Source organism: Thiorhodovibrio winogradskyi (assembly GCF_036208045.1).
In the GTDB taxonomy this organism is placed as follows: domain Bacteria; phylum Pseudomonadota; class Gammaproteobacteria; order Chromatiales; family Chromatiaceae; genus Thiorhodovibrio; species Thiorhodovibrio winogradskyi.
Genome location: NZ_CP121472.1, coordinates 4,877,490 through 4,902,508, shown reverse-complemented (window position 1 = coordinate 4,902,508; position 25,019 = coordinate 4,877,490). Strand labels below are relative to the sequence as shown.

Genomic DNA, 25,019 nt, shown 5'->3' with positions numbered 1-25,019 from the left:
GTGATGTTAAAGTCTTTTTGTTGTTGCGTGGCAGGCGGAACTCCAAGGGCGCCGGTACAGTTATACCTGCGACGGTCTGGGTGGATAAAGCCCATTAAATCTACAATTAGCGCACTCAGGTATTGATCATCCAATCCCGCTTTCCAACAGGTCGGCTCTAAAGAGACGCATTTGTGCCGGCTGGCCCGCCTCGATCCTCCGTTTTCGACGATAATGTCGACAACCCTAGTATTTTTGTAAGATCATGTCGCGTACCCTGGTTGGCAGCGCTGTTGAATCAACCTCAAGCAGCGCCTGGTGCGCCGCGCAGCCCGCCGTCCCGGATAGCCTTTCGCGAAAGATCACACCACCGGACTGCCGCTCGCAGCCGCAGCCAATACCTACACAACACTGAGGAAAAGACCCCGATGGCACTTGATCAATCCGCCCGTTATGCCGATCTCAGCCTGCGCGAAGACGACCTGATCGCCGGCGGCAAGCATGTTCTGTGCGCCTACAAAATGAAGCCGCAGCCCGGCTATGGCTACCTCGAAGCCGCCGCCCACTTCGCCGCCGAGTCTTCCACCGGCACCAATGTGGAAGTCTGCACCACGGATGACTACACCAAGAATTTCGACGCCCTCGTCTACCTCATCGACGAGGCGACCGAGGAGATGCGCATCGCCTATCCGATCGATCTGTTCGATCGCAATATGACCGATGGGCGCATGATGCTAGTGTCCTTCCTGACGCTCACCATCGGCAACAATCAGGGCATGGGCGACATCGCGCACGCCCAGATGTATGACTTCTACATGCCGCCGCGCGCCATCCAGCTGTTCGACGGTCCGGCCAAGGACATCTCCGACATGTGGCGCATGCTCGGTCGTCCGGTGGTCGATGGCGGCTACATCGCCGGCACCATCATCAAGCCCAAGCTCGGCCTGCGCCCGGAGCCTTTCGCGGCGGCGGCTTATCAGTTCTGGCTTGGCGGCGATTTCATCAAAAACGACGAGCCGCAGGGCAACCAGGTATTCTGCCCGGCCAAGAAGGTCTATCCGCTGGTGTATGATTCCATGAAGCGGGCGATGGACGAAACCGGCCAGGCCAAGCTGTTCTCGGCCAACATCACCGCCGATGATCACTTCGAGATGTGCGCGCGTGCCGATTTTATTCTTGAGGCCTTCGGCCCGGACGCGGACAAGGTCGCCTTCCTGGTCGATGGCTATGTCGGCGGCCCGGGCATGGTGACCACCGCCCGCCGCCAGTATCCCGGTCAGTACCTGCACTATCACCGTGCCGGTCATGGCGCCGTGACCTCGCCCAACTCCAAGCGCGGCTACACCGCCTATGTGCTGGCCAAGATGGCGCGCCTGCAAGGCGCCTCGGGCATCCATGTCGGCACCATGGGCTATGGCAAGATGGAAGGCAGCAAGGATGATCGCAACATCGCCTACATCATCGAGCGCGACAGCTACACCGGCCCGGCTTACCATCAGGAATGGTACGGCATGAAGCCGACCACCCCGATCATCTCCGGCGGCATGAACGCGCTGCGCCTGCCCGGCTTCTTCGAAAACCTCGGCCATGGCAATGTGATCAACACCGCTGGCGGCGGCTCCTACGGTCACATCGACAGCCCGGCCGCTGGCGCGCTCTCCCTGCGCCAGGCGTATGAATGCTGGAAAGCCGGCGCCGATCCCATCGAATGGGCGAAGGAGCACAAGGAATTCGCCCGCGCCTTCGAGTCCTTCCCGCACGATGCCGACGCCATCTACCCCGGCTGGCGCGACAAGCTGGGTGCTGGGGCGCATAAGTAAGCGACCGACCCACTCAATGACGCCCCCGTTGCGGCGGGGGCAAAGTCCAACCTGAGATGGACAACGCCGATGCCTTGCGCGGCCAGCTCTCTACAAGGAGGCACTCCACGGGTTAATGACAGCAACCCCACCGGCCTCGAACGGGCTGATGTCGCGCGTCGCTACACGCATGTTGTGAGATGCGGCGGTGGCGGCGATGTAGCCATCGGCCAGGCCAATCGCCTCACCCCTCGTCCTGGCTCGCGCCATCAACGCGGCGTATTTTTCTGTAACGGCCAAATCGAACGCGAGAACGCGGTTTGCAAAGTGAGGCAGAACCTCCTGTTCCAAGCGTTCTTGGTAGATCCGTTGGCGTTGTCCTTGTGGCATGGTGGCGATGCCATGGCGCAACTCGGCCACAGTGATCGCGGATAGGTAGAGTGTCTCAATCGCTTGGGCATCAAGCCAAGCCAGCACCCGGGGATCCGGTTGTTTTTTCCAGGGTTCTGAAACCACGTTGGTGTCGAGCAGGATCATTCAACCACCAATGGCTCGCTTGGCGTCTGATCGCGAATGCTGTCAAAATGGTTCGCTTCGGCATCGGTGAGTGCGCCGGCATGATGGGCAATGGAGGCCAGCAAAGCGCCAAGCTTGACGCGCTCAGCGGGCTGGGCAGCCGCTGTGAGAATTTCGCGGATTTCCGCTTCGGTGCTGCGGCCGTTATGGGCGGCACGAACTCGTAACGCACGATGCACCTCATCAGGTAGGTTTCTAACTGTCACACTGCTCATGCTGCTTTCCCGTGGCTTTAAACCGTGATGATATCATTTTATCCCGATGATATCATCCCGATGACGATTGCCGCACGGCTGTCTCTCAGTCCGACGCGACAGCGGTATCGTTACTTTACCGATGCGATCAAGCTTGTCATCTTGACTGACGCCACCGCCAGCTTGCTCCCGAACAACTTTTTGTCTTACGCAAATGACCGACCACGCCCAATACCTAATCCAACAAGAACCCTTCTACCAACCCCTGCACCAGGAAGTCGAGCTTTACCAAGCCGCCTGGGACGAGCGCCTGCCGGTGATGATCAAAGGCCCGACCGGCTGCGGCAAATCACGCTTCGTCGAATACATGGCCTGGAAGCTCGGGCGCCCGCTGATCACTGTCGCCTGCAACGAGGACATGACCGCCTCCGACCTGGTCGGGCGCTACCTGCTCGACGCCGACGGCACCCGCTGGCTCGACGGACCCCTGACCACTGCCGCGCGCATCGGCGCCATCTGCTATCTAGATGAAATCGTCGAAGCTCGTCAGGACACCACGGTGGTGATTCATCCGCTCACCGACCACCGCCGCACCCTGCCGCTGGACAAGAAAGGCGAGCAGGTAGCGGCCCATGCCGACTTCCAGCTGGTGATCTCCTACAACCCCGGCTACCAGTCCTTGATGAAGGATCTCAAGCAGTCCACCAAGCAACGCTTCGCCGCGCTGCACTTCGACTACGCCGACCCCGATCATGAGGCCGACATCATTGCCCGAGAGACCGGCACCCCGCGCGATCAGGCTGTCCGACTGGTTAAGATCGCCGCCACCGCCCGCAACCTTAAAGGGCACGGCCTCGATGAAGGCATCTCCACCCGGCTGCTGGTCTATGCCGCGCGTCTCATCAACCGAGATATCGCCCCGCGCCTGGCCTGCCGCATGGCACTGGTCGATCCCATCACCGACGATGCCGAAATCCGCGACACCCTCTATCACGCCATTGATGCCGTGTTTGGCGCGGACGGCGCCTGAAGCGGAGCCGCGATGAGCGACCTTGACGAGCGCCTGCCCGCCTATCGCCAGCGCCTGGCGTGCAACTTCCCCCAGATCGAACCCATCTTCGCCGACTGCCTGCGCGACGCCGAGGCGCGGCTGTCTGAACAAGGCCTGGCGGACTATCTCGACGGTGCCTCAATGGTGTGCATGATCGGCCGCGGCGTCGAGCCGGTGCTGGTCTATCTGCAAGAGCTGCCGCGCATCGCCGAGCGCCTCGGTGAAGACTGCCTGGAGCTGGTCTCACGCAGCGTTTGGCGCCTGTCGCGCACCCCCAACGGGCATGCCATTCCGGTGTTCATGCAGAGCATCACCGGCGTGACCGCGCGCCTCGGTAGCTACGAGCTGTTCGAGCAGACCATCGACCTGCTGATGGACTTTGCCCGGCGCACCAGCGCATCAATCCACAACAACCAATCCGCCACCCTGCCCAGCCCCAGCCTGACATTGCTGCTGGAACGCCTGCCGCAACTGCTCGGCGAACTGTCCTTGAGTGGCCTGCGCCACTGGATCGACTACGGACTGAAGCACTTTCTTACCCACCCCGAGCGCCAACAAGACTACTTCAGCCTGCAAACGCCCGACAGCCGCGCCATCCTCCAGCGCGAGCGCCACGGCACCCTGTTGGTCGATCACGAACGCCCGCTGGAACTCTACCTGCGCGCCCTGTGGCAGGATTCCGATCTGCTGATTCCATACTCCACCGCCTTCGATCAACTGCGCCAGCCGACCCCCTATTACGACGCCCTCGGCATCCGCCTGCCCGATGCCTGCGATGACCGCGCCGGCATCAGCGGACTCGACCGCTATCGCGCCCTGCTCGCCCACATCGCCGCCCACCGGCGCTGGAGTGGCTCCATCATCGCCGACAACTACAGCCCCTTTCAGCGCCTGGCGATTGATGTGTTCGAGGACTGCCGCGTCGAGCAACTGGCCATCCAAGCGTATCCCGGCCTGCGTCCGCTGTGGCTGGCGTTGCATCCCAAGCCCGTTGAGGACGCCTGCGATCCCGAGCAGCACGCCTGCATTCGCCACCGCCTGGCGCTGTTCTCGCGCGCCGTGCTGGATCCAGATCACGGCTACCGCAACCCGGATCTGCTGGAGTTCCTAGAACGCTTCCACGAAATGCTGGCGCAACCCAACCACGGCACTGCGGACGCCGCCGCCCTGGCCATCGCCTTCATCGCCCGCACCCGCCGTCAGTCCGATCTATCGCCGAACGTCTTCTTCACCGACACCGAAGTCGATTACCGCGATGACAACCGCCACCTGTGGCGCTACATCGAAGCCGGCGACGAAGAAGAATCCTTCGACGAACCCCCGCGCCGCAGCGTCGAAGAACCGGATCGCCTGCCGCCGCGCCACTATCCCGAATGGGACTATCAAAGCCGCCACTACCGCCCCGACTGGGTCAGCCTCTATGAGAGCCTGCACCCCGCCGGCGAGGCTGCCCAGATCGACCAATTGCTCGCTCAACATGCCGGCCTGGCCAAGCGGTTGCACCAACTGCTGGAACGGCTCAAGCCCCAACTGGCGGTGCGCCAACGCTACCAGGAAGACAGCAGTGAGCTGGATCTGGACATCGCCATCCGCGCCCTGAGTGATTTACGCTCCGGTCACACCCCCGACCCACGCATCAACATGAGCCATCGCACCGACGGGCGCGACATCGCCGTCACCCTGTTGCTCGATCTGTCGGAATCCATCAAACAAACCCCCGAGGGCTGCTCCCAAAGTATCCTCGCACTCAGCCAGGCGGCGGTGGCCCTGCTCGGCTGGGCCATCGAGGCGCTGGGCGATGAATTCGCCATCGGCGGCTTCTCCTCCAACAGCCGCCACGAAGTGCGCTACCTGCACATCAAAGGCTTCAGTGAACCCTGGGGTGAGCCGGTCAAGGCGCGCCTCGCGGCGATGCAGGCCGGCTGGTCGACCCGCATGGGCGCCGCCCTACGCCACGCCGGGCACAGCTTGGCACGACGCCCTGCGGATAAGAAACTGCTGTTGATCCTGAGCGACGGTGAGCCGGCGGATATTGACGAGAGCGATCCGCAGCGCTTGATTGAAGATGCCCGCAAAGCGGTGCAAGAGCTGAGTGGGGCGGGGATTTACAGCTACTGCATCAATCTCGATCCCTTCGCCGATGACTATGTCGGCACCATCTTCGGCCAGCATTACAGCGTGATTGATTGCGTGGAACGCCTGCCGGAGCGGTTGACGCAGTTGTTTGTGAGTTTGACGCAGTAGGGGATTATGACGAGGCTGAGATGCTCAGATATTGAGCCGGCGACTGGATACGCCATCGCCTGGCTAAAAAACCCGCGCATCGACAGGGTTAAAGCCATGGATCCCGACACGGTCGCCTTGGTCCGTGACCAAACCGGCTGCCATTCGCAACCTTTTCCGGTCGGCAGCGCAAGCCCCGGTCTAACCCGGACTGGTGCGTTAAAGCCCCAACTCCGCCACCTGCCGCTGCGCGATCAGATGGCCAGCCTCGGCGGCTTTTTTGATCCACACAATCGCCTGCGCCTCGTCGCGCTCCACACCCTGGCCGCTTGCATACAGCTTGCCGAGCCACTGCATGGCATCGGCCACGCCCGCCTGCGCCGCGCGCGTCAACCATTCCACCGCGAGCGTATCGCGCCCGTTTTCCAGCAGCCAAAGGCCAAACTCGCTTACCGCCGCTGGCGCCCCCGCATCCGCATCCAGGATCATCGCATAATCCTCCGCAGGGACTGTCAGCCCCGCGATGCGCAGCACGCTGTCGAAATCCACCAGGGTCTTTACCCCCCCCCCGTTGCTTTTCGATGTTCAGTTTACCGTTTTCGATGTAGCGCCACAGAGTTCTCTTAGTCAATCCTGTCACGGCAGATGCGGTTTTCAGACAGATCGCGGGCATGATGAGTTCAGACCTCCGGTTCGTTGGCGTTTTTGGGCAGGGCAATCGCTAAGCTGAAAATCCTCGTGCAAGTCCGCCATCGCGAGGGTCACATCGAGGCTGGTCAGGGTGACGGGCTCCCCTGCGCCACAAGGATAGAGCACAAAACACCCGTCCTGGTTGTTGCGAAACACCTCGACGCTGTATCGGCCCGGGTCGATCACAACCTCACGATCCGCTACTGCGCGTGCCATGAGTGCTGGGAATTCTCGTCCCACAGCAAATCCGCCATCACACCCATCGCGTTGGAAAGACGCAGGAGGGTATCGGCGCGGGGGATCGCTTGACCGGTCTCGAAGCGCGCAATCTGCACCTGCGTGACTCCGGCGCTCGGCCAGCTCGCTCTGAGTCCAACCCAGCCACCGACGCCAGGCCTTGAGCAAGCTGTCGCCATCGCGCAGGTTCCAGGTCACCACGGCATGGGGCAAGGTCGCGCGCTTCTCGCCGTGCCTGCCGGACAACTTAAGCCTCTAGCCATTCATCACCAGAAAGCGGAGGCGCCTCAGGTACTCGGTCGAGCACCTGCAAGAAGTCTTCGCGCTGTCCCTCGTCTGCTTCGCGTCGTAAATGATCAAGCGTCAACACGGTAGCCATTTTTTCCGCGGCGGCGCTGGCAATAAATTGGTTCACAGAAATCTCATCGCGCGCCGCGAGTTCCTTGATGGTCTGGTGCACGGAATTTGGAAGGCGAAGGGTGAAGGCGCTCATTGGTGCGGATCCTCAAGGATGGTCAAGAATTGTGCGGGGATCACGGCCTGCACGCCGAAAGCAGCCGTTGGCCGGAAGTCACTCAGGTTATGCGTGACGATGAAGCGACTGCCAGAAGCAATGGCACACTCAAGCACCATATCATCATTCGGATCACGCAGCGTCGGTCGCCACAGGAAAAAATATTCAGGCCACCTGACGCGGCTCCGCGTTCAACTGCAAATCAACGTGGATATTGACATAAGGGCAAAGTACTCCGCCACGTTCAGTGCGCTCCACCAAACCCAGTTGCGCAAGCGCCGTCACCTCTTCATGTACACGTTTCACGTCACGCCCAAGGCGCCGGGCAAGCTCGCGAACGGACAACTCCCCAGCGCCCATCAGCGCCCGCACCAATGACCAACGCCGTTCCGTCAAACGCGCAAAGAGCGCGCCGACAGACTCAAAATTCAGCGTCTCGCCTTGATAGGTGTCAGCTTTCGCCCGCGCACCTGCCGCACGCAGCGCCGCTCGCCAATCCGGATTCAGCGTGATGGTGAGTGTTCGTTCTTCCATCGCTCCACCTCTATCATCAGGTCGTCGATGAGCTGATCGACGCTGGTCAATCGGTATGGCTTTTCCTGCCCTTGGAGATGGCAGTGATCGCCCTTGCCGCGTTCGTTGTCAAAACCAATCACCCGCTCGCCATTGACGACAAACACCGCCCGGTATTTATAGTCGTGCGTGCATGGAGGGACTGGTGCCGGAAGACGCCAGACCACAAGTTCAAGGATGTCGCCTTCTGGCGTGATGTCTTTGAAACGCGTGATGAGTCTGGCTTTCATGTAGGCAACATTGCCAACGCCGACAGCCGATGTCAATGATGCCAACGCACGATCATTCCCGATTGCCACAAAACCGCCGCCGCGCGCTTGTCTGTCACACCCTCCCCCCTGTGACAGGGGTGTGACTGTCACACCTGTCCCCCTGTGACAGCCCGCCCGCGCGCCCCCGTTGAAGTGGGTGATAGGTGGGATGACAAGGGCATTTTCCTCTGCTTTTCAATCCTTTCGCGGCTGACCGCCGAAGTTGGCCTGAATCCTGATACCCCAGTCGTCGAGAGCGGAACCCATCCCGCTCCGATGGCCCTTTCAAGGGCACAGTCAATTCTCTTTCATTCACTGCACTGGAGATTAGGCATGAAGAATCATCAACAAGGTTTTACATTGATCGAACTCATGATCGTGGTGGCGATCATTGGTATTTTGGCGGCGATTGCTTTGCCGGCTTATCAGGATTACATGGTTAGAGCGCGTGTGAGCGAGGGTTTGGCTGCAGCTTCTGCAGCAAAAGTCACAGTTGCTGATAATTTAGCATCTGGAAATCCAAGAGCCGCAGCGACCGGATATGCCCAAGGCTACACAAGTCCTACCGCTACAGAAAATGTAACTAGCGTTGCAATCGATGCTACTACTGGCGCGATCACTGTTACCATGACTGCTGCTGCTGGCAACGGCACGCTTATCTTGACGCCCAATGCACCAACTGGCACAGCTCTCCCAGTCGGTACTGCGGCATTTACGCCTCCAAACGATTCAGTAGCTTGGCGTTGTGGTGCTGCTGGTGCTGACGCCGCAGGTTTCGCAGGCTTTGCAGCAGGTACCTTGCCCGCAAGGTTTGCGCCTTCATCGTGCAAGTAGGGGAAGGAAAACGGGGCAATTCCAATTCCGGGGACATATACTTAATTCCCTCTACTGCACCCCAGTCGAGCCAAGCCTAAACGCCACCCGGCGCGGCTGACCCCTCGGGCACGGATCCCCACCGCCCAAGACAACCCCGCTCCCGAGTCATCGGGGCGGGGTTTTTGCTGTGGGGTGGTGGTGGTATTCGCGGCTTGTGCCTATACTTTGCTGTATGGAATTCATCGAAACCCCAACATTCACTCGTCTGCTAAACAACCTGCTGACCGACGACGAATACCGGGTGTTTCAGAATGTTCTCGTTGAAAAACCTGATCGAGGTGACCTTATCAAAGGTGGCGGTGGCATCCGTAAACTTCGTCATGCCCTGCCTGGGCGTGGTAAAAGTGGTGGTGTGCGAATCATTTATTATTGGATTCAGGATGCTTACCAGATTTATCTGTTGTTGATCTATTCAAAATCCCGGAAGGACAGCCTAACCGATCAGGAAACCGCATTGCTGCGCCAACTTGTGAAGGAATTATGACGATGGAACAAACACTATTTGATGACCTGGTGCAAAGCCTAAAAGAAGCAAAGGCAATTGCTCGGGGCGAGATGCCAGCCGCCAAACGCACCCAGGTTCATGTGGACGAGAGCAAAAAAACAAAAGAAGTCAATAATTACACGACCGCGCCACGCCTAACCGCAACCCCGCACCGCTGCCCCCTCGAATAAATGGCGAATAAATGGGGCTCGGTTTAATTTCCAAGCCACCCCAGCCGAGCCAAGCCTAACCGCAACCCGGCGCGGCTGACCCCTCGGGCACGGATGCCCACCGCCCAAGACTACCCCGTTCCCGAGTCATTGGGGCGGGGTTTTTGCTGTGGTGGGGTGCTCCGTTCATTCGTCGAATAAATCAGTGTGTCTGCCTGTACGCTCGAAGCGCACATCATCGCCATCGATTTTGAAACACAGGGAAGCATCAATTAGTTCTTATACCCGCGAATGGCGTCCATGGCGTGACTTCTGTTGCGCGTAACACCTGTGATGTTGCGGGAAAACAGGGACAGACCACGTTTTCTGCTCCAAGCGTAGGATCTGCCAAGCCCGGCACCCCTGATCTGAAGGGCAAGGATGCCCGCGCCCTTTACAACCCTGCTCCCGAACCCTCGGGGCGGGGTTTTCACATCTCGTTCGGCAGGGCAGGGCCCGCTGTTCGCGGCGAAAGCCGCTGCCACTCAATTCACCGAATCGGCTACACTCCGCCCGATGACAGCCGATCCCAACCCGATACCGGTCCCCTATGAAGACCGATCACCCGATTTACCTCTTTCTGCGCAGCGGCCCCGAAGCCTTCCGGGTACTGACCGGTGGTATGGAGCTACAAGGCCCCTACAAGGCCTGCTCGCTGACCATCAAAGACATCGAACGCCGGATCGATGGATTAGTCGAACCCGAGGGTCATGACGGGCCGACCTATGTGTGTGTTGCCTTCGATTCCTGGGCGCGCTGCTTGAGCGCGAGCCGGACAGGATTGCGGCGCTCAGTTTCTGCGGCTGCTCGGTTTTCTTCTGCATGGAAAACCACTGAACTTGCACGAATCCATTGCCTGTGACATGCAACAGGTCTGGCCTTAACGAGAGTTAATAATGCTTTTGTGCAGTGCTGAGCTCCTCGACTACACTAACCCAATCGCTGGGCTGAGCGATAAGCGAGCGACAACGTCTTCGCTCTGGTGATCATGGCGCACATCCGTACAACCTGAATTGCAAGCTTCTTTACCGCGATGCGTCATTCTATCGACCCCAAAATCGACTGCGTCTTCAAAGCGCTGCTCGGTGCTGAATCCAACCGCGCGCTGCTGATTCACTTCCTCAACGCCATGCTCGGATCGGCTCTACCCGCCTCCATCAGCAACGTCGAGATCCTCAACCCCTCCAATGAGCGGGAATTCCTCGACGATAAGCTCAGCATCGTCGACATCAAGGCCCGCGATGACCAAGGCGGCCTGCATCAGATCGAGATCCAACTGCTCAGCTACCGCGACTTGCCCGCGCGTATCAGCTATGGCTGGGCCGATCTTTACAGCGCGCAACTCAGCAACGGCCAGCCTTACAGTCAACTCAAGCCCACTTATGCCATTTGGCTCCTCGCCGAAGACCTGTTCCCCGAACGCGCCGGCTACCTGCACGACTTCCGCCTCCGCGATGCCCAAGGCCACAGCCTGGTCGAACACGGCGGAATCTGGTTGTTGGAGCTGAACAAATTCGACGCCGAGCGGGTCAACACCGAACAAGAGCGTTGGCTTAAATTCTTCAAAGAAGGCGACCGCCTCAACAGCGAGGCACTTCCCATTTGGATGCAGACTCCAGAGATGAAACAAGCCATGAATACCTTAGAGCAGTTTTCGGAAAAAGACCGCGCCTATCACGCCTATCAAGCACGACAAAATTATCTGCGCCAGCAGATGAGTATCCAGCAAGAGCTCGATGATCGTCGTGCTGAGGCTGACCAAGCAAGACAAACAGCCGAGCAAGAGCGAAAAAATGCCGAGCAAGCACGGATGGCACTTAAGCAAGAACGTGCGGCCAAGGAAGCCGCTCTCGCTGAGCTTGAGCGCCTCAAGGCGCAGCGGCACGGTTCAGCGAACACATGATGACCGACCACGCCCAATATCTGATCCAGCAAGAACCCTTCTACCAACCCCTGCACCAGGAGGTCGCGCTCTACCAAGCCGCCTGGGACGAGCGCCTGCCGGTGATGATCAAAGGCCCGACCGGCTGCGGAAAATCACGCTTCGTCGAATACATGGCCTGGAAGCTCGGGCGCCCGCTGATCACCGTCGCCTGCAACGAGGACATGACCGCCTCCGACCTGGTCGGGCGCTCCTGTCCCTGGTTAAGATCGCCGCCACCGCCCGCAACCTGAAAGGGCACGGCCTTGATGAAGGCATCTCCACCCGGCTACTGGTCTATGCCGCGCGTCTCGTCAACCGAGATATCGCCCCGCGCCTGGCCTGCCGCATGGCGCTGGTCGATCCCATCACCGACGATGCCGAAATCCGCGACACCCTCTATCACGCCATTGATGCCGTGTTTGGCGCGGACGGCGCCTGAAGCGGAGCCGCGATGAGCGACCTCGACACGCGCCTGCCCGCCTATCGCCAGCGGCTGGCGTGCAACTTCCCGCAGATCGAGCCGATTCTGGCCGACTGCCTGCGCGACGCCGAGGCGCGCCTCTCCGAACAGGGCCTGGCGGACTATCTCGACGGTGCTGCCATGGTGTGCATGATCGGGCGTGGCGTCGAACCGGTGCTGGTCTATCTGCAAGAGCTGCCGCGCATCGCCGAGCGCCTCGGCGAGGATTGCCTGGAGCTGGTCTCACGCAGCGTTTGGCGCCTGTCGCGCACCCCCAACGGCCATGCCATTCCGGTGTTCATGCAGAGCATCACCGGCGTCACCGCGCGCCTGGGCAGCTATGAGCTGTTCGAGCAGACCATCGACCTGCTGATGGACTTTGCCCGCCGCACCAGCGCCTCCTGGGCGATGAATTCGCCATCGGCGGCTTCTCATCCAACAGCCGCCACGAAGTGCGCTATTTGCACATCAAAGGTTTCAGCGAGCCTTGGGGCGAACCGGTCAAGGCCCGTCTGGCGGCCATGCAAGCCGGCTGGTCGACCCGCATGGGCGCCGCCCTATCGGCACCATCTTCGGCCAGCATTTCAGCGTGATTGATTGCGTGGAACGGCTGCCGGAGCGGTTGACGCAGTTGTTTATGAGTTTGACGCACTAGCCTGTTCCGATCCTGATGCGCCCGCTAAGTCTTTGAGCGGGAGTTAGTCGCCGAAGAAATCTTCTTTAAGGCGTGCAATCTGCGTGGCACTTGAGCACGAACGCACGGCCAAGGAAGCCGCCCACGCCGAGCTTGAGCGTCTTAAGGCGCAACGGCGCGGATTAGCGGATTAGCGGATTAGCGGATTAGCGGATTAGCGGATTAGCGGATTAGCGGATTAGCGGATTAGCGGATTTCTTCCGGCTCCCTCGACCCGATTGCGTTCTCGCCCCGCCAAGAACGCGGCGATATTGGCCGCGATCTCCTCCACCACCCGCTGCCGAGCTTCGCGACTGGCCCAGGCGATATGCGGGGTGACAATGAGATTGGGGATGTCGCCCGCCAGCAGCGGATTGCCTTGGCGCGGTGGCTCGGTGCTGAGCACATCCACACCGGCGCCACCGAGAGTTCGCGCGCGCAGGGCATCGGCTAGCGCTTGTTCATCGACAATGCCCCCGCGCGCGGTGTTGATCAGCAAAGCGTCCGGGCGCATTCGACCCAGTTGTTCAGCGCCGATCAGGCCGCGCGTGGAATCGGTCAGTGGGCAATGCAGGCTGAGCACATCGACCTGGCGAAGCAGTTGCTCAAGCGGCAGGCGGCCCATGGCTGGCGGTCCCCCCGGGCGCTGAGCGATCAAAATTTGCATCCCGAAGGCTTCAGCCACCCGCGCAACGGCCTGCCCGAGTTCGCCGAAGCCCACAATGCCGAGGGTGCGTCCGGCCAGTTCCCGAATCGGATAGTCCATCAGGCAAAAGCGATCATGCTGCTGCCAGGCGCCGCTGGCGATGGCGCGTTGATAGTCCGGCAGGCCCGTGGTCAACGCCAGCATGAGCGCGAAAACATGCCCCACCACCGACGGGGTCGCGTAACGAACCACATTGGCCACCGCGACGCCCCGCTCCCGCGCGGCGCGCAGATCCACATTGTTGGTGCCAGTGGCGGCGATGCAAATGAGCTTCAGGTCGCGGGCTTGCTCGAGCACCGCGCGATCCAGCACCACCTTGTTTGTCACCGCGATTTGGGCATGGCCGAGCCGCTCGAGCACTTCGGTTGGCTGGGAATGGGAATAACGCCGCCACTGGCCGACAACCCTGTCCAAAACGGACAGATCGAGATCGCCTTGATCAATGGTCGCCTCATCGAGCAGGACGCCGGTGACATCCGCTCTCGCGCCATTGGGCTCTGAAGGCTCTGACATCGCTGCATCTACCCCTTCCACACAACCCATCCTAACCCCCCGGCGTTGCCGGGAGACTTCGGCACCGGCTTCCGACAGATATCGCCGCGCGGGCAGCTTAGCACTTACCGCGCGATCCAGCCCGGATACCGGGTCCCTGATCGACCCGGGAGACCATCCAGTAGGTCGCGCCCAAGGCAATCACCACCGCCGCCACCCCCAGCAGATCAAGCGCGCTGTACTCGCCCATATCCACCACGATAATCTTTCGCGAGATCGCCATCAGCGCCGTTGCGATGACCAGTTTCACCGGAAAGACATCCGAGCGGATATAGAGCGTGATGTTGGCGAAAATCTCGAACGCGATCAGCACGGCCAAAAAACCGCCAAAGATCGGGACAATATCGGGCACCAGGAAGAAAGGTTTGGTCACCAAGGAGCGATAAAGCTCATAAATAACGCTGATCACGCCCTCGACGATGACCCCAACCATGGCGATCGCCAGCACATAGGCGGCACCGCGCATGATCCAGTGCAACACCCGCAGCACCGGATCCTTGGATTCAATCGGAAATTCTTCGTGTCCTTGGCGATGCGATGACATCATGATCTCCTTTTAGGCATGACCCGGACCATTCGCCCATGTAAAGAATGGCGCTCATCATCAGCTCCCGCTGATGCCTCGGCGCAAGTCGACAGCGGAGGATGCTGCATTTTAACCGGCTTTGGTGCCAATACCAGCGCCTGATACAGCTAATCCAAATTGCGCAGTTCGGCGTCTGATTGTCGTCCCGGTTATTCACTCCACTCGAGCGACGCAAATTTGGAGCTGCTGGTCAAAATTATTCATTTTGGACATGCGCGGGTGCCTTGACTAGTTTGCTAGCATCCAGGCCGATCAATGGGCCAAGGTCAAAGTCCGCCAGCAGGAAATAGTAAGGGCTGCTTGCAGCCTTGAGCACATAGTCCTGGCCGAGGCCGGTTGGGTCTTCAGCCTGGTCATCCGCCTGCTCATCGGTTGATTCATCCGACTGATCGGCGCTCCGAAGGGGCGCGATCAGGTATTCCTGCTCGCCATCCTCGCCAAGGCTGATTTCGAGTCTGAACATGGCTGCGTCCGGATCAAAGCCCTCGGGCGCCTCGGTGCCGAGCACTTCGCGGTAGCCAAGATTGGCCAGGGTTGTCAGGAGTGCTTCCACCTTGGTTTGGTCCAGGGTGCCTTCGCTCTCACTACTGGTGTCGGCTAAAGTCCAACTGTCATCCTTTTTGGTCAAACTCCATCCCTCGCCCGCCAGGCGTTGGATCCGGTCGCGCTCCAGGCGCAGCTGGTCGCGTGCGATCCAGTCGTTGGGCTGGGCCGACAGATTAAACACCTCGAAGCGCACGTCATAGACACCCTCATCCCCAGCCGGGCGCAGGTAGCGGCGACGAAAGCCGGGCGAGTCGCCGAGAAACAGGGTGGCGAGGGTGTCGCTGCCGTCTTGCAGCACAATGCGCTGCTCGAAGTTGTCATCCGCCACCTTGAAGCGCTGACGCGCGGCCGCGCTGGTGGCGATGGGCAGGGGGCGGTGCAGCTCGGCGATAGTCTCAAGCAGCTGATCGACGCGGCTGCTATCGGCAGGGAAATCGCCCAGTGCCGCGATGGTCCAGCCAGCCTCCGCTCGGTTCAGCACCAGCGCGGCCGCGCCATCTCCGGTGCTGATTTCAAGCTGGTCGATCCGTTGCGCATCGAACCCGGCCAGCGGGCTTTCGCTAGCAGCGGGTGCCAGGCGGTTGCCGCCGCTGACCGCGGCGACCAACAATTGCACCGCGAGCAGCCCGGCCAGACCCATCACCAGCGGGGTGCGCAGCGCGGCCTGCCAGGCAGAAGCCCCGGCCGCCACGCGAGCCGAGGCGGTGGAGCTGCTTTTGTCCAAAGTCTGATCAGCCATGTCTTATCCCTCCAGAATGGCCGCCTGGGCCTGCTGGTGGTGCGCGCGCAGGATGCGATGCGCGACATAAACCAGCACCAGTCCGCCCAGGGCGAGAAGGTAGTTGAGATATTCCCAGAACATGCGCCCGTCGCGCCCGACGGGTTCGAGCAGGCGGCTGAACTGACCGCGCCCGCGCAGGGCGAGCAGGCCGCGATCCTCAAGCGACCATTCCACCGCGTTCTCGATCAGCTCCAGGGGCTTGAGATAGCCGCTCTGGGTGGCCTCCGAGGCCAGGCTGATGGCGGTATCGGTCAGGAAGCTTGATGAGCCGATCAAGATCAAGCGCGCGGCCGCCGGCGAGCGCTCGACCACGGCGGAGATGACCGGGGGGCTGTCCTCGGCGGTCTCTTCAGCGGCGATATCCGCGTTGCCTTCGTCGGCATCCATCAGGTCCGCGTCCGCCCCAAGATCCGCTTCAGCCTCCGCTTCAGCCTCCGCTGCGGCATCCGGCTCGGCGTTGGCCTCCTCTGCCGCCAGCAGCGGTGAGGGCTGGCCGGCGAAGACGGAGGTGAAGGGACCGCTGACCGCCACCGCGAGCGTCTTGCGGCCAATATCATCGCCACGAGGGAAACCGAGTGGTCCATGAGCCTCGAAATCGGGCTGGATGTCGATGGTGTCACTGGTCCAGGCCTCAGGCGAGCTGGTCAGCAGGGTTTCGACGCGGTCGCCGAGGGCGCCGGTGCTGGCATCCGCCTTGGTTGCGTCTGCGCTCGCCTCATCCGCCGCCCCCTCTTCCGCTTCCGTCTCGGCCGACCCGAGGCGAATCGGCGCGGCCCAGTTCATGGTCAGTTGCCCCAAGTTCGCCGTGATGCCATTGTCCGCCGACAGGCTGTCGCCGCGCAGATCCGGGAAGTAGGCATAGTCGAGCGTCTGAATCTCCTCGACGACAAAGCCGCCAAGATTGCGCTGCACCGGGATGGGGAAAGGCGTGTTGCGCGGGTCGAGCACCAGGCGGGGCTCCAGTTCAAGCCCGAGGCCGGCCAGCCAGTCCTCAAGGCCGGTCGGCTGGGCGCGCGCGCTGATTTGCCCGCCGCTTAAGTCCACCTCGAAAGGCGAGGCGGCCAAGATGACGGTGCCGCCCTGCATCAGGAACTGATCCACGGCGAAGCGCTGCTTGGCGTCGAAGTCCTTCGGCCCGACCACCAGCAACAGGTCGGCATCGCTCGGCACCGCGCCATCGGCGAGATCGGTCGGGCGCAGGTTGAAGCTCTGGCGCAGACTCTCCTGCAGGAGCTGATAGCCGGGGCCTGCCCCCGATCCAAAAGGCCCACCCATGAAGCCGCCACCCGCCGGCTCGGGCGTGTAGAGCGCGAGGGTGCGCAGCACACCGGGGGCGTAGCGCTTGATGCCCGCCTCCAGCGCGCGTTTGAGTCCCGCCTGGTCTAGTTCCTCGGGCAGGGGCACGGGCACGGCGGTCTCGCCCTGTTCCAGCACCAGCGAGAAGTAGAAGGGCGTCGGGTCGAGCAGGCTCAGGATCAGCGGCGCGATGCCATAGCGCGCCTCGATCTCCTCGGCCAACTCAGGGTCGCTCGCCGGGTCGATGAGTTCAACGCTGAAGCGCTCGCCGCCGTCGTCGCTCAGCTCGGCCGCGACCTGTTCCAGATCGGCACGCAACGCGGGCAGCGGCTCGGGCAGACTCGATGGCGCGGAGACGAAGGCGCGCAGCCGCACCGGTGACTGAATGCCGGCGAACAGCTCGCCGCCGCTCTGGTAGCCATAGAGCACCTTCTTGATGGCGCGCGTGAGGTCATATTCCGGATTGCGCAACTGCACGTCGAGATCCATCTCCCCGCGCGCCTTGACATCGATCAGATCGCGAAAGCCAAGTGTCGTGTATTCGTCGCCGTATTTGACCAGAATGTCGAAATAGGAATTGACCACGGCGGCTTGGTACTTGGTCGCGGTCTGGAAGGCGACCGGCTGAATGCCATACTGCTCGCCGGCCTCGCGCTCCAGCTCTGGCGACTCGGCCGGGTCGACAAACTCCACCTGCACCCGACCCTTGCCGGCGACCTGATACTCGCGCAGCAAATCGCGCAACTGCGGCACCAGGGGCGCGAGCAGCGGGTGGGTCTCGGCGCTGAAGTAGCCGCGAACCAGCAGCGGTTCCTGGAGCTGGGCGAGGTAAGTCTCGGTCGCCTCGGAGATGCTGTAGACCCGCCCGGCGGTTAGATCGGCGCGCGGGACATTGGCCTGTTGCAACCACAGATTGGCCGCGAGCAGGTTGGCGGCGGCCAGCCCGACGATCAGGCGCCAGCGATGATGCGTCGCCGGCTGGTCGGAGTCCGCCGCCCAGCGCAGCCGCTCCAGGCTGAAGACGGTCAGCGCCAGGAAGACGCCGACGATGCTCAGGTAATAGTAAAGATCGCGCAGGTCGATCACCCCGCGAGTGATGGAGGCGAAGCGCGAGCCGCTGCCGAGCAGGCGCAGCAGTTCTCCGCCGCTGTGCCCGACCAGGGCGGTCAGCGCCGGCGAGCCGATGAGGTAAAACACCAAGCAGATTAGCACGGCGCCGATCAGCGCCACCATGGGATTGTCGGTGCGCGCCGAGACGAACAGCCCAATGGCCAGATAGGCCGCCGCCAGCAGCAGGGTGGCCAGATAGGCGCCGAACACCGGACCCCAGTCGAGCGGCCCCAGGATGGCGACAGTCACTGGCAGCGGCCAGGTCAGCGCCAGCGCCACCGCGACCAGCGCAAGCGCGGCGAGGAATTTCCCCGCCACCAGCCGCCAGGTCGGCACCGGCAGAGTGGCGAGTAACTCCAGGGTGCCGGCGCGACGCTCCTCGCTCCACAGGCGCATGGTGAGCGCGGCGGCGAGAAAGATCAGCAACACCGGCATCCAGTCGAACAGCGGACGGGTGTCGGCGATGTTGCGGGCGAAAAAGCCCTCGGCCCAGAAGAACACGAACAAACAGGCGGCCAGAAAGGCGCCGATGAACAGATAGGCCACCGGGGAGCCGAAGTAAGACGACAGCTCCTTGCGGGCGATGCGCAGGATCTCAGCCATGGGTCACCTCCGGCTTGGACACTTCCTGACTGGACACGGCCTTGAACAGGGCCTCTAGATCATGCCGCTCCGGCTCGAGGCGATAGAGCGACCAGCCTTTGTCGTTGATCAGCCGGGCGATGCGCGGTGCGAGCGCCGAGACATCCGCGCTGCCCAAGGCGTAGCTGTGGCGCTCCGCCGGCTGGCCATCGCTGGCCGCCAGCGGCTCGAAGCCGGTCACGCCCTCGACCGCGCCCAGGGCCTCGCGCGCCGCGCCTTCGGCTTGATCCAGGGTGATCAGCAAGCGCGGCGCGCCGGCCAGTTCACCCAGCCGGCTGTCGAGCGCCAGGCGCCCGGCGCGCATGATCAGCACCCGCTCGCAGATGGCCTCGACCTCCTGCAGGATGTGGGTGGAGATGATCACCGTCGCCGCCCCGGCCAACTCGCGGATCAACCCGCGCATGTGCAGAATTTGCGAGGGATCCAGGCCATTGGTCGGCTCGTCGAGAATCAGGATATCGGGCTCATGCAGAATGGCCTGGGCCACGCCGAGGCGTTGGCGATAGCCACGCGACAGGGTGGCGACCAGCGCGGTTGCCTTGGCCTCCAGCGCGGTGCGCTCGACCGCGCGGCGGATGGCGCGATGGCGCGCGCCCCCGTCGATACCATGCAGCGCCGCCTGGTAATCGAGGTGGTCGAGCACCGTCATGTCCGGATAGAGCGGGCAGTTCTCCGGCAGATAGCCGATGCGGCGCTGCACCGCGCGCCGTCCGTCGTCACCTTGGGCAGCGATGTCGTGACCGGCGATGCGAATGGTTCCGCGGCTCGGCTCTAGAAAACCGGTCAGCATTTTCATGATGGTCGTCTTGCCGGCGCCATTGTGGCCAAGCAAGCCAACAATCTCGCGGCGCTGGATGTCGAAAGACACCCGGTCCACCGCCTTGAGCGCGCCATATTGGCGGCTCAGATTCCGTACTTCGATCATGGGGTCTCTCCTTGCGTTCGTATGGCGGATGCTCATCGAGCGTGGCACATGCTGTGCCGCAGTCTGTCTCAGTGTCCGTCAGCTGGCGCAAGTTCTAATGCAGAGATCGGGTGTTGGGCAAGCCCTGTCGCATGACAATTTGTTAATCCAGCGGCGTCCCTCCATGCGATGATGTCGCCGGTGCGATTCGACAAGCCATGACTGGCCAAAGCCTTGCCATGATGCCACTTGGCTTGGAAAATTCTAATCTGCAAATCCATTTATCACCTCCAGGAGAGACCAGGATGGCTGAACGCGCCGAAGATCCCTTGTTTGCCCCGCTCACTGCCGGAGCGCTCGAACTGCCTAACCGTATCGCGCTGGCGCCGCTGACGCGCTCGCGTGCCGCGCAACCGGGCGATGTGCCCACGCAACTCAATGCCGAGTATTACGCCCAGCGCGCCAGCGCCGGGCTCATCTTGTCGGAAGCCACCAATATCTCCCAAATCGGCATGGGCTATGCGCTGACCCCAGGGATTTTCACCGCGGCCCAGATCGCCGGTTGGCGTCTGGTGACCGATGCCGTGCATGCCGCCGGCGGGCGCATGCTGTTGCAGCTGTGGCATTGCGGACGCATGTCGCACGATTCCCTGCATCCGGGTGAGGCGCCGCGCGCACCCTCGGCCATTCACTGCGACAGTTGCCAGGTCTTCACCCTTGATGCCGAAGGTCGCGGCGGTCTCACGCCGGTTTCGCCGCCGCAAGCGATGACGACGGCCGAAATCAAGGCCACCATTGATGACTACGCCAGGGCCGCGCGCAATGCCCTGGCCGCAGGCTTTGATGGCGTGCAGGTACACAGCGCCAATGGCTATTTGCTGCATCAGTTCCTGGCCAGCAATACCAACACCCGCACGGACGGCTATGGCGGCAGCCTGACCAATCGCTGCCGGCTGCTATTCGAGGTGATGGACGCGGTGCTGGGCGAAGTCCCGGCCGAGCGCGTCAGTGTGCGCCTTTCACCCTTGTTTGGACTCAACGGCATGGCGGATGCCAATCCGGCGGATACCTTCGGCACCGTCACCGACCATCTGAGTCGTCTGGGTATCGCCATGCTGGAAATCGCCGATACCGATGTGATGGCCGGCGCCGAGCCGCGCATGCAACAGATGCGCGAGTTCACCCGCGAGCGTTTCGATGGCGCGCTCATGCTCAATGGTGGCTACACGCCCGAGCGAGCACGCGCGTCCATTGCGGCTGGCGACGGCGATTGCGTATCCTTTGGCCGCCTGTTTCTGGCCAACCCGGATTTGCCCGAGCGTATCCGCCAGGACGGCCCTTACAACGAGCCGGACCAAGCCACCTTCTATGGTGGTGGCGCGCAAGGCTACACTGACTACCCGATGCTCGCTGGCTGACTGGGGCAAGCTGTGTTCAAGGAAAAGGCTGCGCCTAAGCCTGCTCCCGCAGCCAGCGCATCGCAGCCAGACAACAGAGTCCAAGCAGCATGATGGCGGCCACCATGAGCAACGAGAGATCGAAACGGCCAGTGTTTTCGGCTAGTTCTCCGGCCACGACCGGGGCGATGATTTGCGCCACGCCATAGCCCAAGGTCAAGCGTGCCATGATGGCTGCCGGATGCGCCGGATAGCGCACGCCGACCATGGTGAGCACCAGGGAGACGATACCGATGAAGGTCCAGCCAAAGAGCAGCGCGCTGATCACGGCTGCGACCAGGGTGGGGCTGAAGACGGGCAGCAGGATGCCGAGGATCTGCAGGCCGTAACCCCACTGCAGCGCGTGCAAATACCCCAGGCGGCGCGCCAGGCGGTCCCACAACAGCGGGGCCGGTGTGGCAGCCAGGCCAACCAGCATCCACATCAGGCCGCCTTGCCCGGCCAGGGCCGGTTGCTGCTCGGTGATCAGTACCGTGAAAGTTGCGTTCACAACATAGCCGAAGCCCGCGCACAGGTAGGCGCCTTGAAGCAGCCATAGCCACAGGGGACCAGGCTCTTGTGTACCCGCACTGTGATGATGCGCCAGCGGGGTGCCCTGGTTCGGTCGCGGCAGCCAGCCCCAGGCCGGCACCAGCAGCAGCGCGCCCAGGGCAGTGAGCAGCCACCATTGGCCGCGCCAGTCCGTTGCCAGGGCGGCCAGTTCCACGACCAGCGCGCCGACTAAAATACCCAGGCCAATACCGCTGAAGTGCAGTCCCAGCTCGCCGCGATGGCCGTGGCGGATCAGCCAGTTCAAAATCAGCCCGGAGCCCAGCATGAGTCCGCCCGCCGTGCTGATTCCAGCCAGATAGCGGCTCACACCCCATAGCAGGGGCGCGTCGTCCAGCGCCATCATCGCGGTGGTGAGCACCGCCAGCACCAGGGCGATGCGATAGAGCCGGTCTTTGAGCATGAGGTCTTTCAGTGCCGTGACCAGTAGCAGGCCGGACAGATAGCCGAGATAATTCCAGCCCGCCAGCCATCCGGCCAGGGCGTCGCTCAGCCCGGTTTGCGCCTGCATGTGGGCAAGCATGGGGGTGTAGGCAAAGCGGGCCACACCCATGGTCAGCACCAGGGCAAAAATCCCGGAACTAAGAACGAGTAGAGGTCGGGTTCCATGCGAGCCGCCAGCCTTCTTGTTGTTAGTTGCCATGAGCGGGTTTCAATTCCGAGGCGGGCTTGGTTCAGCCGCGGGCGTCCGCGGACTGCCCGCCGGGCTGGAGTGGGCTTGCAGTCCCACCGCATAGTTGGCGATGAGCTTGCGCTGTCGTTCGGGGATGGCGCTGAAGTCCGGCATTTGCGACGCGGCGGAACTGGTTTCAAGCTGATGCGCGATTTGCCAGCTTTGCCAGGTGGATTCCTTCAGAGATGGGTAACCCTTGAAAAAATTCCCTCTCCCGTCCGCCTTGTGACAATGCTCGCACAGTCTCTCGAACAGCGCCTTGCCATCATCGAGGCCGACGAGTGTCTGTGTCTGCGGTGGAGGTTCGCAGCCGATCAGCAGGCAAGCGCACAGACCGATGGAAGCGACTGGAAAGACTGGTTTCATGTTGGCCGACCTCTGCTGCCATATCCGACATTGGGCCTCCTAGCCTACAGGACTCGAAGGCAATCGCATCGAGTCATGCGGAAGCGCTATGTTCAAACATCCGATCCTGACACCGGAGCCTGACACCATGGGCCTGCTGGACCAACAATTCCAACTTTCGTTTTCCAGCGCCCGGTTGTTGGCCCGGTGATCAGTAGACACGCCATCTTGGCGCGTCATGAAGCGGCTGGAAGCCGCTTCCACGCCAGATGAAACACCCAGATTTGGAATTGCCGCTGCTGCACGGATACACCGACACACGCAGTCTTGATCTGCAATAATCACCCAATACTGACAAACGAATCGAGAGGAATCGCCATGAAGGATGACGAAAAGATCCAAGCTCTGTCCCAATCCGTTCTCGGTGGCGAGCTTGACGAGGCCGAGGCCCGCCAGCTGGCCGGACTCATGGGCGTGGTCACACTGGAGCCAGGGGAAACCCTGGTTTCGGAAAACGAGCAACGCGGCACCCTCTTTGTGCTGGCTCGTGGCCGATTGCAAGTCTGCAAGTTGGTCGGAGAGCGCGAGGAGACCGTCTATGTGATGCGCCCCGGCGAATGTGCCGGCACGCGCGCCTTCATTGACAGCGCGCCGCGCCGCGCGGCCTTGCGTGCCGATGAGCAAGAAGGGGATCAAACCCAGGTTCTGACGCTTGAACCCGAAGTGTTCGATACCCTGATCGAGCCCGCGCCACGACTGGCGCACAAGGTCATGCGCGCAATTTTCTGCGTGACTCACCGCAACCTGATGCGCATGAATTTGGAGAGCGCCGAGATGCGCAACTACCTGCTAAAAACCGGTGGGCGCTACTGACCGCGCGGATCCTTGCCAACAGGGGCCACATAAGCGGTTGGTTCAATGATAATGCTTGATGATCATGGCCAGTCGCCAGGGATCCCTATTGATGAACACGAATAACGCCAAGGGGATCGAGCAGGCCTTCCACCGCTATCTTGATGCCTATTTTTGCAGTCGCGATCTCAAGGCGACCCTAGCCAGGCTGAGCCCCGGGTTCACGGGGATCGGCACGGGTCGTGACGAGACGGTGCTCACGCCGGGGAAAGCGGAAAGCGTTTACCGCCGCGACATCAAGCAGGCGCCAAATCCCATCCATTACCGCTTTCATCGGCCGCCGCATATTCAAATACCCAAGGCCTGTCTTGGTCTTGTCTGTGCCGAATTGGATATTGAAACCACTGTGCTCGAACAGAGGCTGATCCTGCGTCACTTGCGCTTGACCATGGTCTTTGTCCGGCAGGATTCAGACTGGTTGATTGAGCATATGCATATTTCCCTGCCAACCCAGGCGCATGACGAGGACGAATCCTATCCCGTCCGGGAGCTCGAGAATCGCACGCAGTGGCTCGAACGCCGGGTTGCTGAAAAAACCCAGGCATTGCAACAGGCGGTTGATGAGATTGCCCACCTTGCCACCACGGACAGGCTGACGGGACTCTCCAACCGACTCAAGCTCGATGATTATCTCGATGAGGCCATAAAGCGGGCAGAGCGGCAAGCGGAGCCGTTGTCGCTGATTCTGCTGGATCTTGACCACTTCAAGCAGGTCAATGATACCCATGGCCATCTGCACGGTGATCGCATTCTCGCGGAATTCTCCAGACTCTTGTCGACAAGTATACACAATACATGTCTTCTCGGGCGTTGGGGTGGGGAAGAATTTTTGCTCATCTGCCCAGGACTGACGCTGGAGGCAGCAGTGGATCATGCCGAGGGCCTGCGCGAGGCAGTGCGCCGCCATGCTTTTCCGGGTCTCGGGCGGCCGCAGACCGCCAGCTTTGGGGTGGCCTGCCACCGCGCAGGCGAATCAAGCGAACACCTGATCGCTCGGGCCGACATGGCGTTGTATCGGGCCAAGCGGTCGGGGCGGGACCGTGTTGAGACATCAGAGGAAACCGACCTGCCTTGGATCAGCGCCAACACACCCTTGTGATGCGGAATCCGCCTGGCGTGCCGTGGGCTATCAGAGGCAATAACTCAGTGAAGATACCAAGGATTTTGAGTGCTTCGTGGCGCGGCTAAAGGTGATGGGGGATGAAATATCCTCGTGGGGTGGCTATGCTGTCGCGGTGGCCTGACGG

At 61.6% G+C, this 25,019-nt stretch carries 26 protein-coding genes and 2 pseudogenes; 13 read left to right on the top strand and 15 right to left on the bottom strand.

What is annotated here, in order from left to right:
• Window positions 1-407: 407 nt before the first annotated feature.
• Window positions 408-1,799, top strand: coding sequence for a ribulose-bisphosphate carboxylase (locus Thiowin_RS22695; RefSeq protein ID WP_328985237.1), 1,392 nt, complete (start codon window positions 408-410; stop codon window positions 1,797-1,799).
• Between the two features lie 90 nt (window positions 1,800-1,889).
• On the opposite strand, the gene Thiowin_RS22690 is transcribed toward Thiowin_RS22695, so the two are convergent.
• Both Thiowin_RS22690 and Thiowin_RS22685 read right to left on the bottom strand, forming a co-directional pair.
• Window positions 1,890-2,315: a type II toxin-antitoxin system VapC family toxin gene (locus tag Thiowin_RS22690; RefSeq protein WP_328985236.1), complete on the bottom strand. Its 426-nt coding sequence runs from the start codon at window positions 2,313-2,315 to the stop codon at window positions 1,890-1,892.
• Window positions 2,312-2,569: a FitA-like ribbon-helix-helix domain-containing protein gene (locus tag Thiowin_RS22685; protein WP_328985235.1), complete on the bottom strand. Its 258-nt coding sequence runs from the start codon at window positions 2,567-2,569 to the stop codon at window positions 2,312-2,314. Before Thiowin_RS22685 ends, Thiowin_RS22690 begins: the two co-directional genes overlap by 4 nt.
• Before the next feature lie 193 nt (window positions 2,570-2,762).
• Here Thiowin_RS22685 and Thiowin_RS22680 point away from each other — a divergent pair, with 193 nt between their 5' ends.
• Complete coding sequence (locus Thiowin_RS22680; protein WP_328985234.1) at window positions 2,763-3,578, top strand: CbbQ/NirQ/NorQ/GpvN family protein; 816 nt, start codon at window positions 2,763-2,765, stop codon at window positions 3,576-3,578.
• A 12-nt stretch (window positions 3,579-3,590) separates the two neighbouring features.
• Window positions 3,591-5,843, top strand: coding sequence for a nitric oxide reductase activation protein NorD (locus tag Thiowin_RS22675; RefSeq protein WP_328985233.1), 2,253 nt, complete (start codon window positions 3,591-3,593; stop codon window positions 5,841-5,843).
• Between the two features lie 198 nt (window positions 5,844-6,041).
• On the opposite strand, the gene Thiowin_RS22670 is transcribed toward Thiowin_RS22675, so the two are convergent.
• The 6 genes from Thiowin_RS22670 to Thiowin_RS22650 form a co-directional block, all read right to left on the bottom strand.
• Complete coding sequence (locus Thiowin_RS22670) at window positions 6,042-6,371, bottom strand: tetratricopeptide repeat protein (protein ID WP_328985232.1); 330 nt, start codon at window positions 6,369-6,371, stop codon at window positions 6,042-6,044.
• A 341-nt stretch (window positions 6,372-6,712) separates the two neighbouring features.
• Complete coding sequence (locus tag Thiowin_RS25530) at window positions 6,713-6,847, bottom strand: hypothetical protein (protein ID WP_408034126.1); 135 nt, start codon at window positions 6,845-6,847, stop codon at window positions 6,713-6,715.
• Between the two features lie 149 nt (window positions 6,848-6,996).
• Window positions 6,997-7,242, bottom strand: coding sequence for a toxin-antitoxin system HicB family antitoxin (locus Thiowin_RS22660; RefSeq protein ID WP_328985230.1), 246 nt, complete (start codon window positions 7,240-7,242; stop codon window positions 6,997-6,999).
• The gene (locus Thiowin_RS25525) at window positions 7,239-7,403 is read right to left on the bottom strand and encodes a PIN domain-containing protein (protein ID WP_408034248.1); all 165 of its coding nucleotides are present in this window, start codon (window positions 7,401-7,403) and stop codon (window positions 7,239-7,241) included. The genes Thiowin_RS22660 and Thiowin_RS25525 overlap by 4 nt, the downstream gene beginning before the upstream one ends.
• Before the next feature lie 25 nt (window positions 7,404-7,428).
• On the bottom strand, window positions 7,429-7,797 hold the full coding sequence (locus Thiowin_RS22655) for an HVO_A0114 family putative DNA-binding protein (protein WP_328985229.1): 369 nt from the start codon (window positions 7,795-7,797) through the stop codon (window positions 7,429-7,431).
• The gene (locus Thiowin_RS22650; protein ID WP_328985228.1) at window positions 7,767-8,066 is read right to left on the bottom strand and encodes a toxin-antitoxin system TumE family protein; all 300 of its coding nucleotides are present in this window, start codon (window positions 8,064-8,066) and stop codon (window positions 7,767-7,769) included. Before Thiowin_RS22650 ends, Thiowin_RS22655 begins: the two co-directional genes overlap by 31 nt.
• 354 nt (window positions 8,067-8,420) lie before the next feature.
• On the opposite strand from Thiowin_RS22650, the gene Thiowin_RS22645 reads away from it, so the two are divergent.
• The 7 genes and pseudogenes from Thiowin_RS22645 to Thiowin_RS22615 all read left to right on the top strand — a co-directional run bounded on the left by Thiowin_RS22645 (window position 8,421) and on the right by Thiowin_RS22615 (window position 12,637).
• A complete protein-coding gene (locus Thiowin_RS22645; RefSeq protein ID WP_328985227.1) occupies window positions 8,421-8,921 on the top strand; it encodes a pilin in 501 nt (166 codons plus the stop codon).
• A gap of 214 nt (window positions 8,922-9,135) precedes the next feature.
• Window positions 9,136-9,447, top strand: coding sequence for a type II toxin-antitoxin system RelE/ParE family toxin (locus tag Thiowin_RS22640; RefSeq protein ID WP_328985226.1), 312 nt, complete (start codon window positions 9,136-9,138; stop codon window positions 9,445-9,447).
• Window positions 9,448-9,449: 2 nt separating this feature from the next.
• The gene (locus tag Thiowin_RS22635) at window positions 9,450-9,638 is read left to right on the top strand and encodes a hypothetical protein (protein WP_328985225.1); all 189 of its coding nucleotides are present in this window, start codon (window positions 9,450-9,452) and stop codon (window positions 9,636-9,638) included.
• A gap of 568 nt (window positions 9,639-10,206) precedes the next feature.
• Window positions 10,207-10,386 (top strand): annotated as a pseudogene (locus Thiowin_RS22630) (DUF2887 domain-containing protein); the annotation flags it as partial.
• Between the two features lie 303 nt (window positions 10,387-10,689).
• Entirely contained in the window at window positions 10,690-11,559 is an 870-nt protein-coding gene (locus tag Thiowin_RS22625) for an Rpn family recombination-promoting nuclease/putative transposase (RefSeq protein WP_328985224.1), read from the top strand.
• Window positions 11,556-12,019: pseudogene (locus Thiowin_RS22620) on the top strand (CbbQ/NirQ/NorQ domain-containing protein). The gene Thiowin_RS22625 and the pseudogene Thiowin_RS22620 overlap by 4 nt, the downstream one beginning before the upstream one ends.
• Before the next feature lie 12 nt (window positions 12,020-12,031).
• The gene (locus tag Thiowin_RS22615; RefSeq protein ID WP_328985223.1) at window positions 12,032-12,637 is read left to right on the top strand and encodes a hypothetical protein; all 606 of its coding nucleotides are present in this window, start codon (window positions 12,032-12,034) and stop codon (window positions 12,635-12,637) included.
• Between the two features lie 275 nt (window positions 12,638-12,912).
• Here Thiowin_RS22615 and Thiowin_RS22610 read toward each other — a convergent pair whose 3' ends face one another.
• The 5 genes from Thiowin_RS22610 to Thiowin_RS22590 form a co-directional block, all read right to left on the bottom strand.
• The gene (locus Thiowin_RS22610; protein ID WP_328985222.1) at window positions 12,913-13,932 is read right to left on the bottom strand and encodes a 2-hydroxyacid dehydrogenase; all 1,020 of its coding nucleotides are present in this window, start codon (window positions 13,930-13,932) and stop codon (window positions 12,913-12,915) included.
• A gap of 97 nt (window positions 13,933-14,029) precedes the next feature.
• Entirely contained in the window at window positions 14,030-14,518 is a 489-nt protein-coding gene (locus Thiowin_RS22605; protein ID WP_328985221.1) for a phosphate-starvation-inducible PsiE family protein, read from the bottom strand.
• A 235-nt stretch (window positions 14,519-14,753) separates the two neighbouring features.
• Complete coding sequence (locus Thiowin_RS22600; RefSeq protein ID WP_328985220.1) at window positions 14,754-15,842, bottom strand: DUF4340 domain-containing protein; 1,089 nt, start codon at window positions 15,840-15,842, stop codon at window positions 14,754-14,756.
• A gap of 3 nt (window positions 15,843-15,845) precedes the next feature.
• Complete coding sequence (locus Thiowin_RS22595) at window positions 15,846-18,893, bottom strand: Gldg family protein (protein ID WP_328985219.1); 3,048 nt, start codon at window positions 18,891-18,893, stop codon at window positions 15,846-15,848.
• The gene (locus Thiowin_RS22590; protein WP_328985218.1) at window positions 18,886-19,857 is read right to left on the bottom strand and encodes an ABC transporter ATP-binding protein; all 972 of its coding nucleotides are present in this window, start codon (window positions 19,855-19,857) and stop codon (window positions 18,886-18,888) included. Before Thiowin_RS22590 ends, Thiowin_RS22595 begins: the two co-directional genes overlap by 8 nt.
• A 284-nt stretch (window positions 19,858-20,141) precedes the next feature.
• Here Thiowin_RS22590 and Thiowin_RS22585 point away from each other — a divergent pair, with 284 nt between their 5' ends.
• Entirely contained in the window at window positions 20,142-21,254 is a 1,113-nt protein-coding gene (locus tag Thiowin_RS22585; RefSeq protein WP_328985217.1) for an alkene reductase, read from the top strand.
• Between the two features lie 34 nt (window positions 21,255-21,288).
• Here Thiowin_RS22585 and Thiowin_RS22580 read toward each other — a convergent pair whose 3' ends face one another.
• Both Thiowin_RS22580 and Thiowin_RS22575 read right to left on the bottom strand, forming a co-directional pair.
• Window positions 21,289-22,485, bottom strand: a complete 1,197-nt coding sequence (locus tag Thiowin_RS22580; RefSeq protein ID WP_328985216.1) for a YbfB/YjiJ family MFS transporter — start codon at window positions 22,483-22,485, stop codon at window positions 21,289-21,291.
• Window positions 22,486-22,494: 9 nt separating this feature from the next.
• Window positions 22,495-22,881, bottom strand: a complete 387-nt coding sequence (locus Thiowin_RS22575) for a c-type cytochrome (RefSeq protein WP_328985215.1) — start codon at window positions 22,879-22,881, stop codon at window positions 22,495-22,497.
• 357 nt (window positions 22,882-23,238) lie between these two features.
• Here Thiowin_RS22575 and Thiowin_RS22570 point away from each other — a divergent pair, with 357 nt between their 5' ends.
• Together Thiowin_RS22570 and Thiowin_RS22565 are read left to right on the top strand one after the other, a co-directional pair.
• The gene (locus tag Thiowin_RS22570; protein WP_328985214.1) at window positions 23,239-23,733 is read left to right on the top strand and encodes a cyclic nucleotide-binding domain-containing protein; all 495 of its coding nucleotides are present in this window, start codon (window positions 23,239-23,241) and stop codon (window positions 23,731-23,733) included.
• Window positions 23,734-23,824: 91 nt separating this feature from the next.
• On the top strand, window positions 23,825-24,871 hold the full coding sequence (locus Thiowin_RS22565) for a diguanylate cyclase domain-containing protein (RefSeq protein WP_328985213.1): 1,047 nt from the start codon (window positions 23,825-23,827) through the stop codon (window positions 24,869-24,871).
• Window positions 24,872-25,019 lie beyond the last annotated feature (148 nt).

What these genes read in the sequence shown, in the direction of transcription:
- Thiowin_RS22635 (WP_328985225.1), top strand. Translation starts at nt 9,450, where the DNA reads ATGGAACAAACACTATTTGATGACCTGGTGCAAAGCCTAAAAGAAGCA.
- Thiowin_RS22610 (WP_328985222.1), bottom strand. Translation starts at nt 13,932, where the DNA reads ATGTCAGAGCCTTCAGAGCCCAATGGCGCGAGAGCGGATGTCACCGGC.
- Thiowin_RS22575 (WP_328985215.1), bottom strand. Translation starts at nt 22,881, where the DNA reads ATGAAACCAGTCTTTCCAGTCGCTTCCATCGGTCTGTGCGCTTGCCTG.
- Thiowin_RS22680 (WP_328985234.1), top strand. Translation starts at nt 2,763, where the DNA reads ATGACCGACCACGCCCAATACCTAATCCAACAAGAACCCTTCTACCAA.
- Thiowin_RS22580 (WP_328985216.1), bottom strand. Translation starts at nt 22,485, where the DNA reads ATGGCAACTAACAACAAGAAGGCTGGCGGCTCGCATGGAACCCGACCT.
- Thiowin_RS22600 (WP_328985220.1), bottom strand. Translation starts at nt 15,842, where the DNA reads ATGGCTGATCAGACTTTGGACAAAAGCAGCTCCACCGCCTCGGCTCGC.
- Thiowin_RS22595 (WP_328985219.1), bottom strand. Translation starts at nt 18,893, where the DNA reads ATGGCTGAGATCCTGCGCATCGCCCGCAAGGAGCTGTCGTCTTACTTC.
- Thiowin_RS22585 (WP_328985217.1), top strand. Translation starts at nt 20,142, where the DNA reads ATGGCTGAACGCGCCGAAGATCCCTTGTTTGCCCCGCTCACTGCCGGA.
- Thiowin_RS22590 (WP_328985218.1), bottom strand. Translation starts at nt 19,857, where the DNA reads ATGATCGAAGTACGGAATCTGAGCCGCCAATATGGCGCGCTCAAGGCG.
- Thiowin_RS22640 (WP_328985226.1), top strand. Translation starts at nt 9,136, where the DNA reads ATGGAATTCATCGAAACCCCAACATTCACTCGTCTGCTAAACAACCTG.
- Thiowin_RS22685 (WP_328985235.1), bottom strand. Translation starts at nt 2,569, where the DNA reads ATGAGCAGTGTGACAGTTAGAAACCTACCTGATGAGGTGCATCGTGCG.
- Thiowin_RS22695 (WP_328985237.1), top strand. Translation starts at nt 408, where the DNA reads ATGGCACTTGATCAATCCGCCCGTTATGCCGATCTCAGCCTGCGCGAA.
- Thiowin_RS22565 (WP_328985213.1), top strand. Translation starts at nt 23,825, where the DNA reads ATGAACACGAATAACGCCAAGGGGATCGAGCAGGCCTTCCACCGCTAT.
- Thiowin_RS22625 (WP_328985224.1), top strand. Translation starts at nt 10,690, where the DNA reads ATGCGTCATTCTATCGACCCCAAAATCGACTGCGTCTTCAAAGCGCTG.
- Thiowin_RS22675 (WP_328985233.1), top strand. Translation starts at nt 3,591, where the DNA reads ATGAGCGACCTTGACGAGCGCCTGCCCGCCTATCGCCAGCGCCTGGCG.
- Thiowin_RS22660 (WP_328985230.1), bottom strand. Translation starts at nt 7,242, where the DNA reads ATGAGCGCCTTCACCCTTCGCCTTCCAAATTCCGTGCACCAGACCATC.
- Thiowin_RS22570 (WP_328985214.1), top strand. Translation starts at nt 23,239, where the DNA reads ATGAAGGATGACGAAAAGATCCAAGCTCTGTCCCAATCCGTTCTCGGT.
- Thiowin_RS22655 (WP_328985229.1), bottom strand. Translation starts at nt 7,797, where the DNA reads ATGGAAGAACGAACACTCACCATCACGCTGAATCCGGATTGGCGAGCG.
- Thiowin_RS22650 (WP_328985228.1), bottom strand. Translation starts at nt 8,066, where the DNA reads ATGAAAGCCAGACTCATCACGCGTTTCAAAGACATCACGCCAGAAGGC.
- Thiowin_RS22645 (WP_328985227.1), top strand. Translation starts at nt 8,421, where the DNA reads ATGAAGAATCATCAACAAGGTTTTACATTGATCGAACTCATGATCGTG.
- Thiowin_RS22690 (WP_328985236.1), bottom strand. Translation starts at nt 2,315, where the DNA reads ATGATCCTGCTCGACACCAACGTGGTTTCAGAACCCTGGAAAAAACAA.
- Thiowin_RS22615 (WP_328985223.1), top strand. Translation starts at nt 12,032, where the DNA reads ATGAGCGACCTCGACACGCGCCTGCCCGCCTATCGCCAGCGGCTGGCG.
- Thiowin_RS22605 (WP_328985221.1), bottom strand. Translation starts at nt 14,518, where the DNA reads ATGATGTCATCGCATCGCCAAGGACACGAAGAATTTCCGATTGAATCC.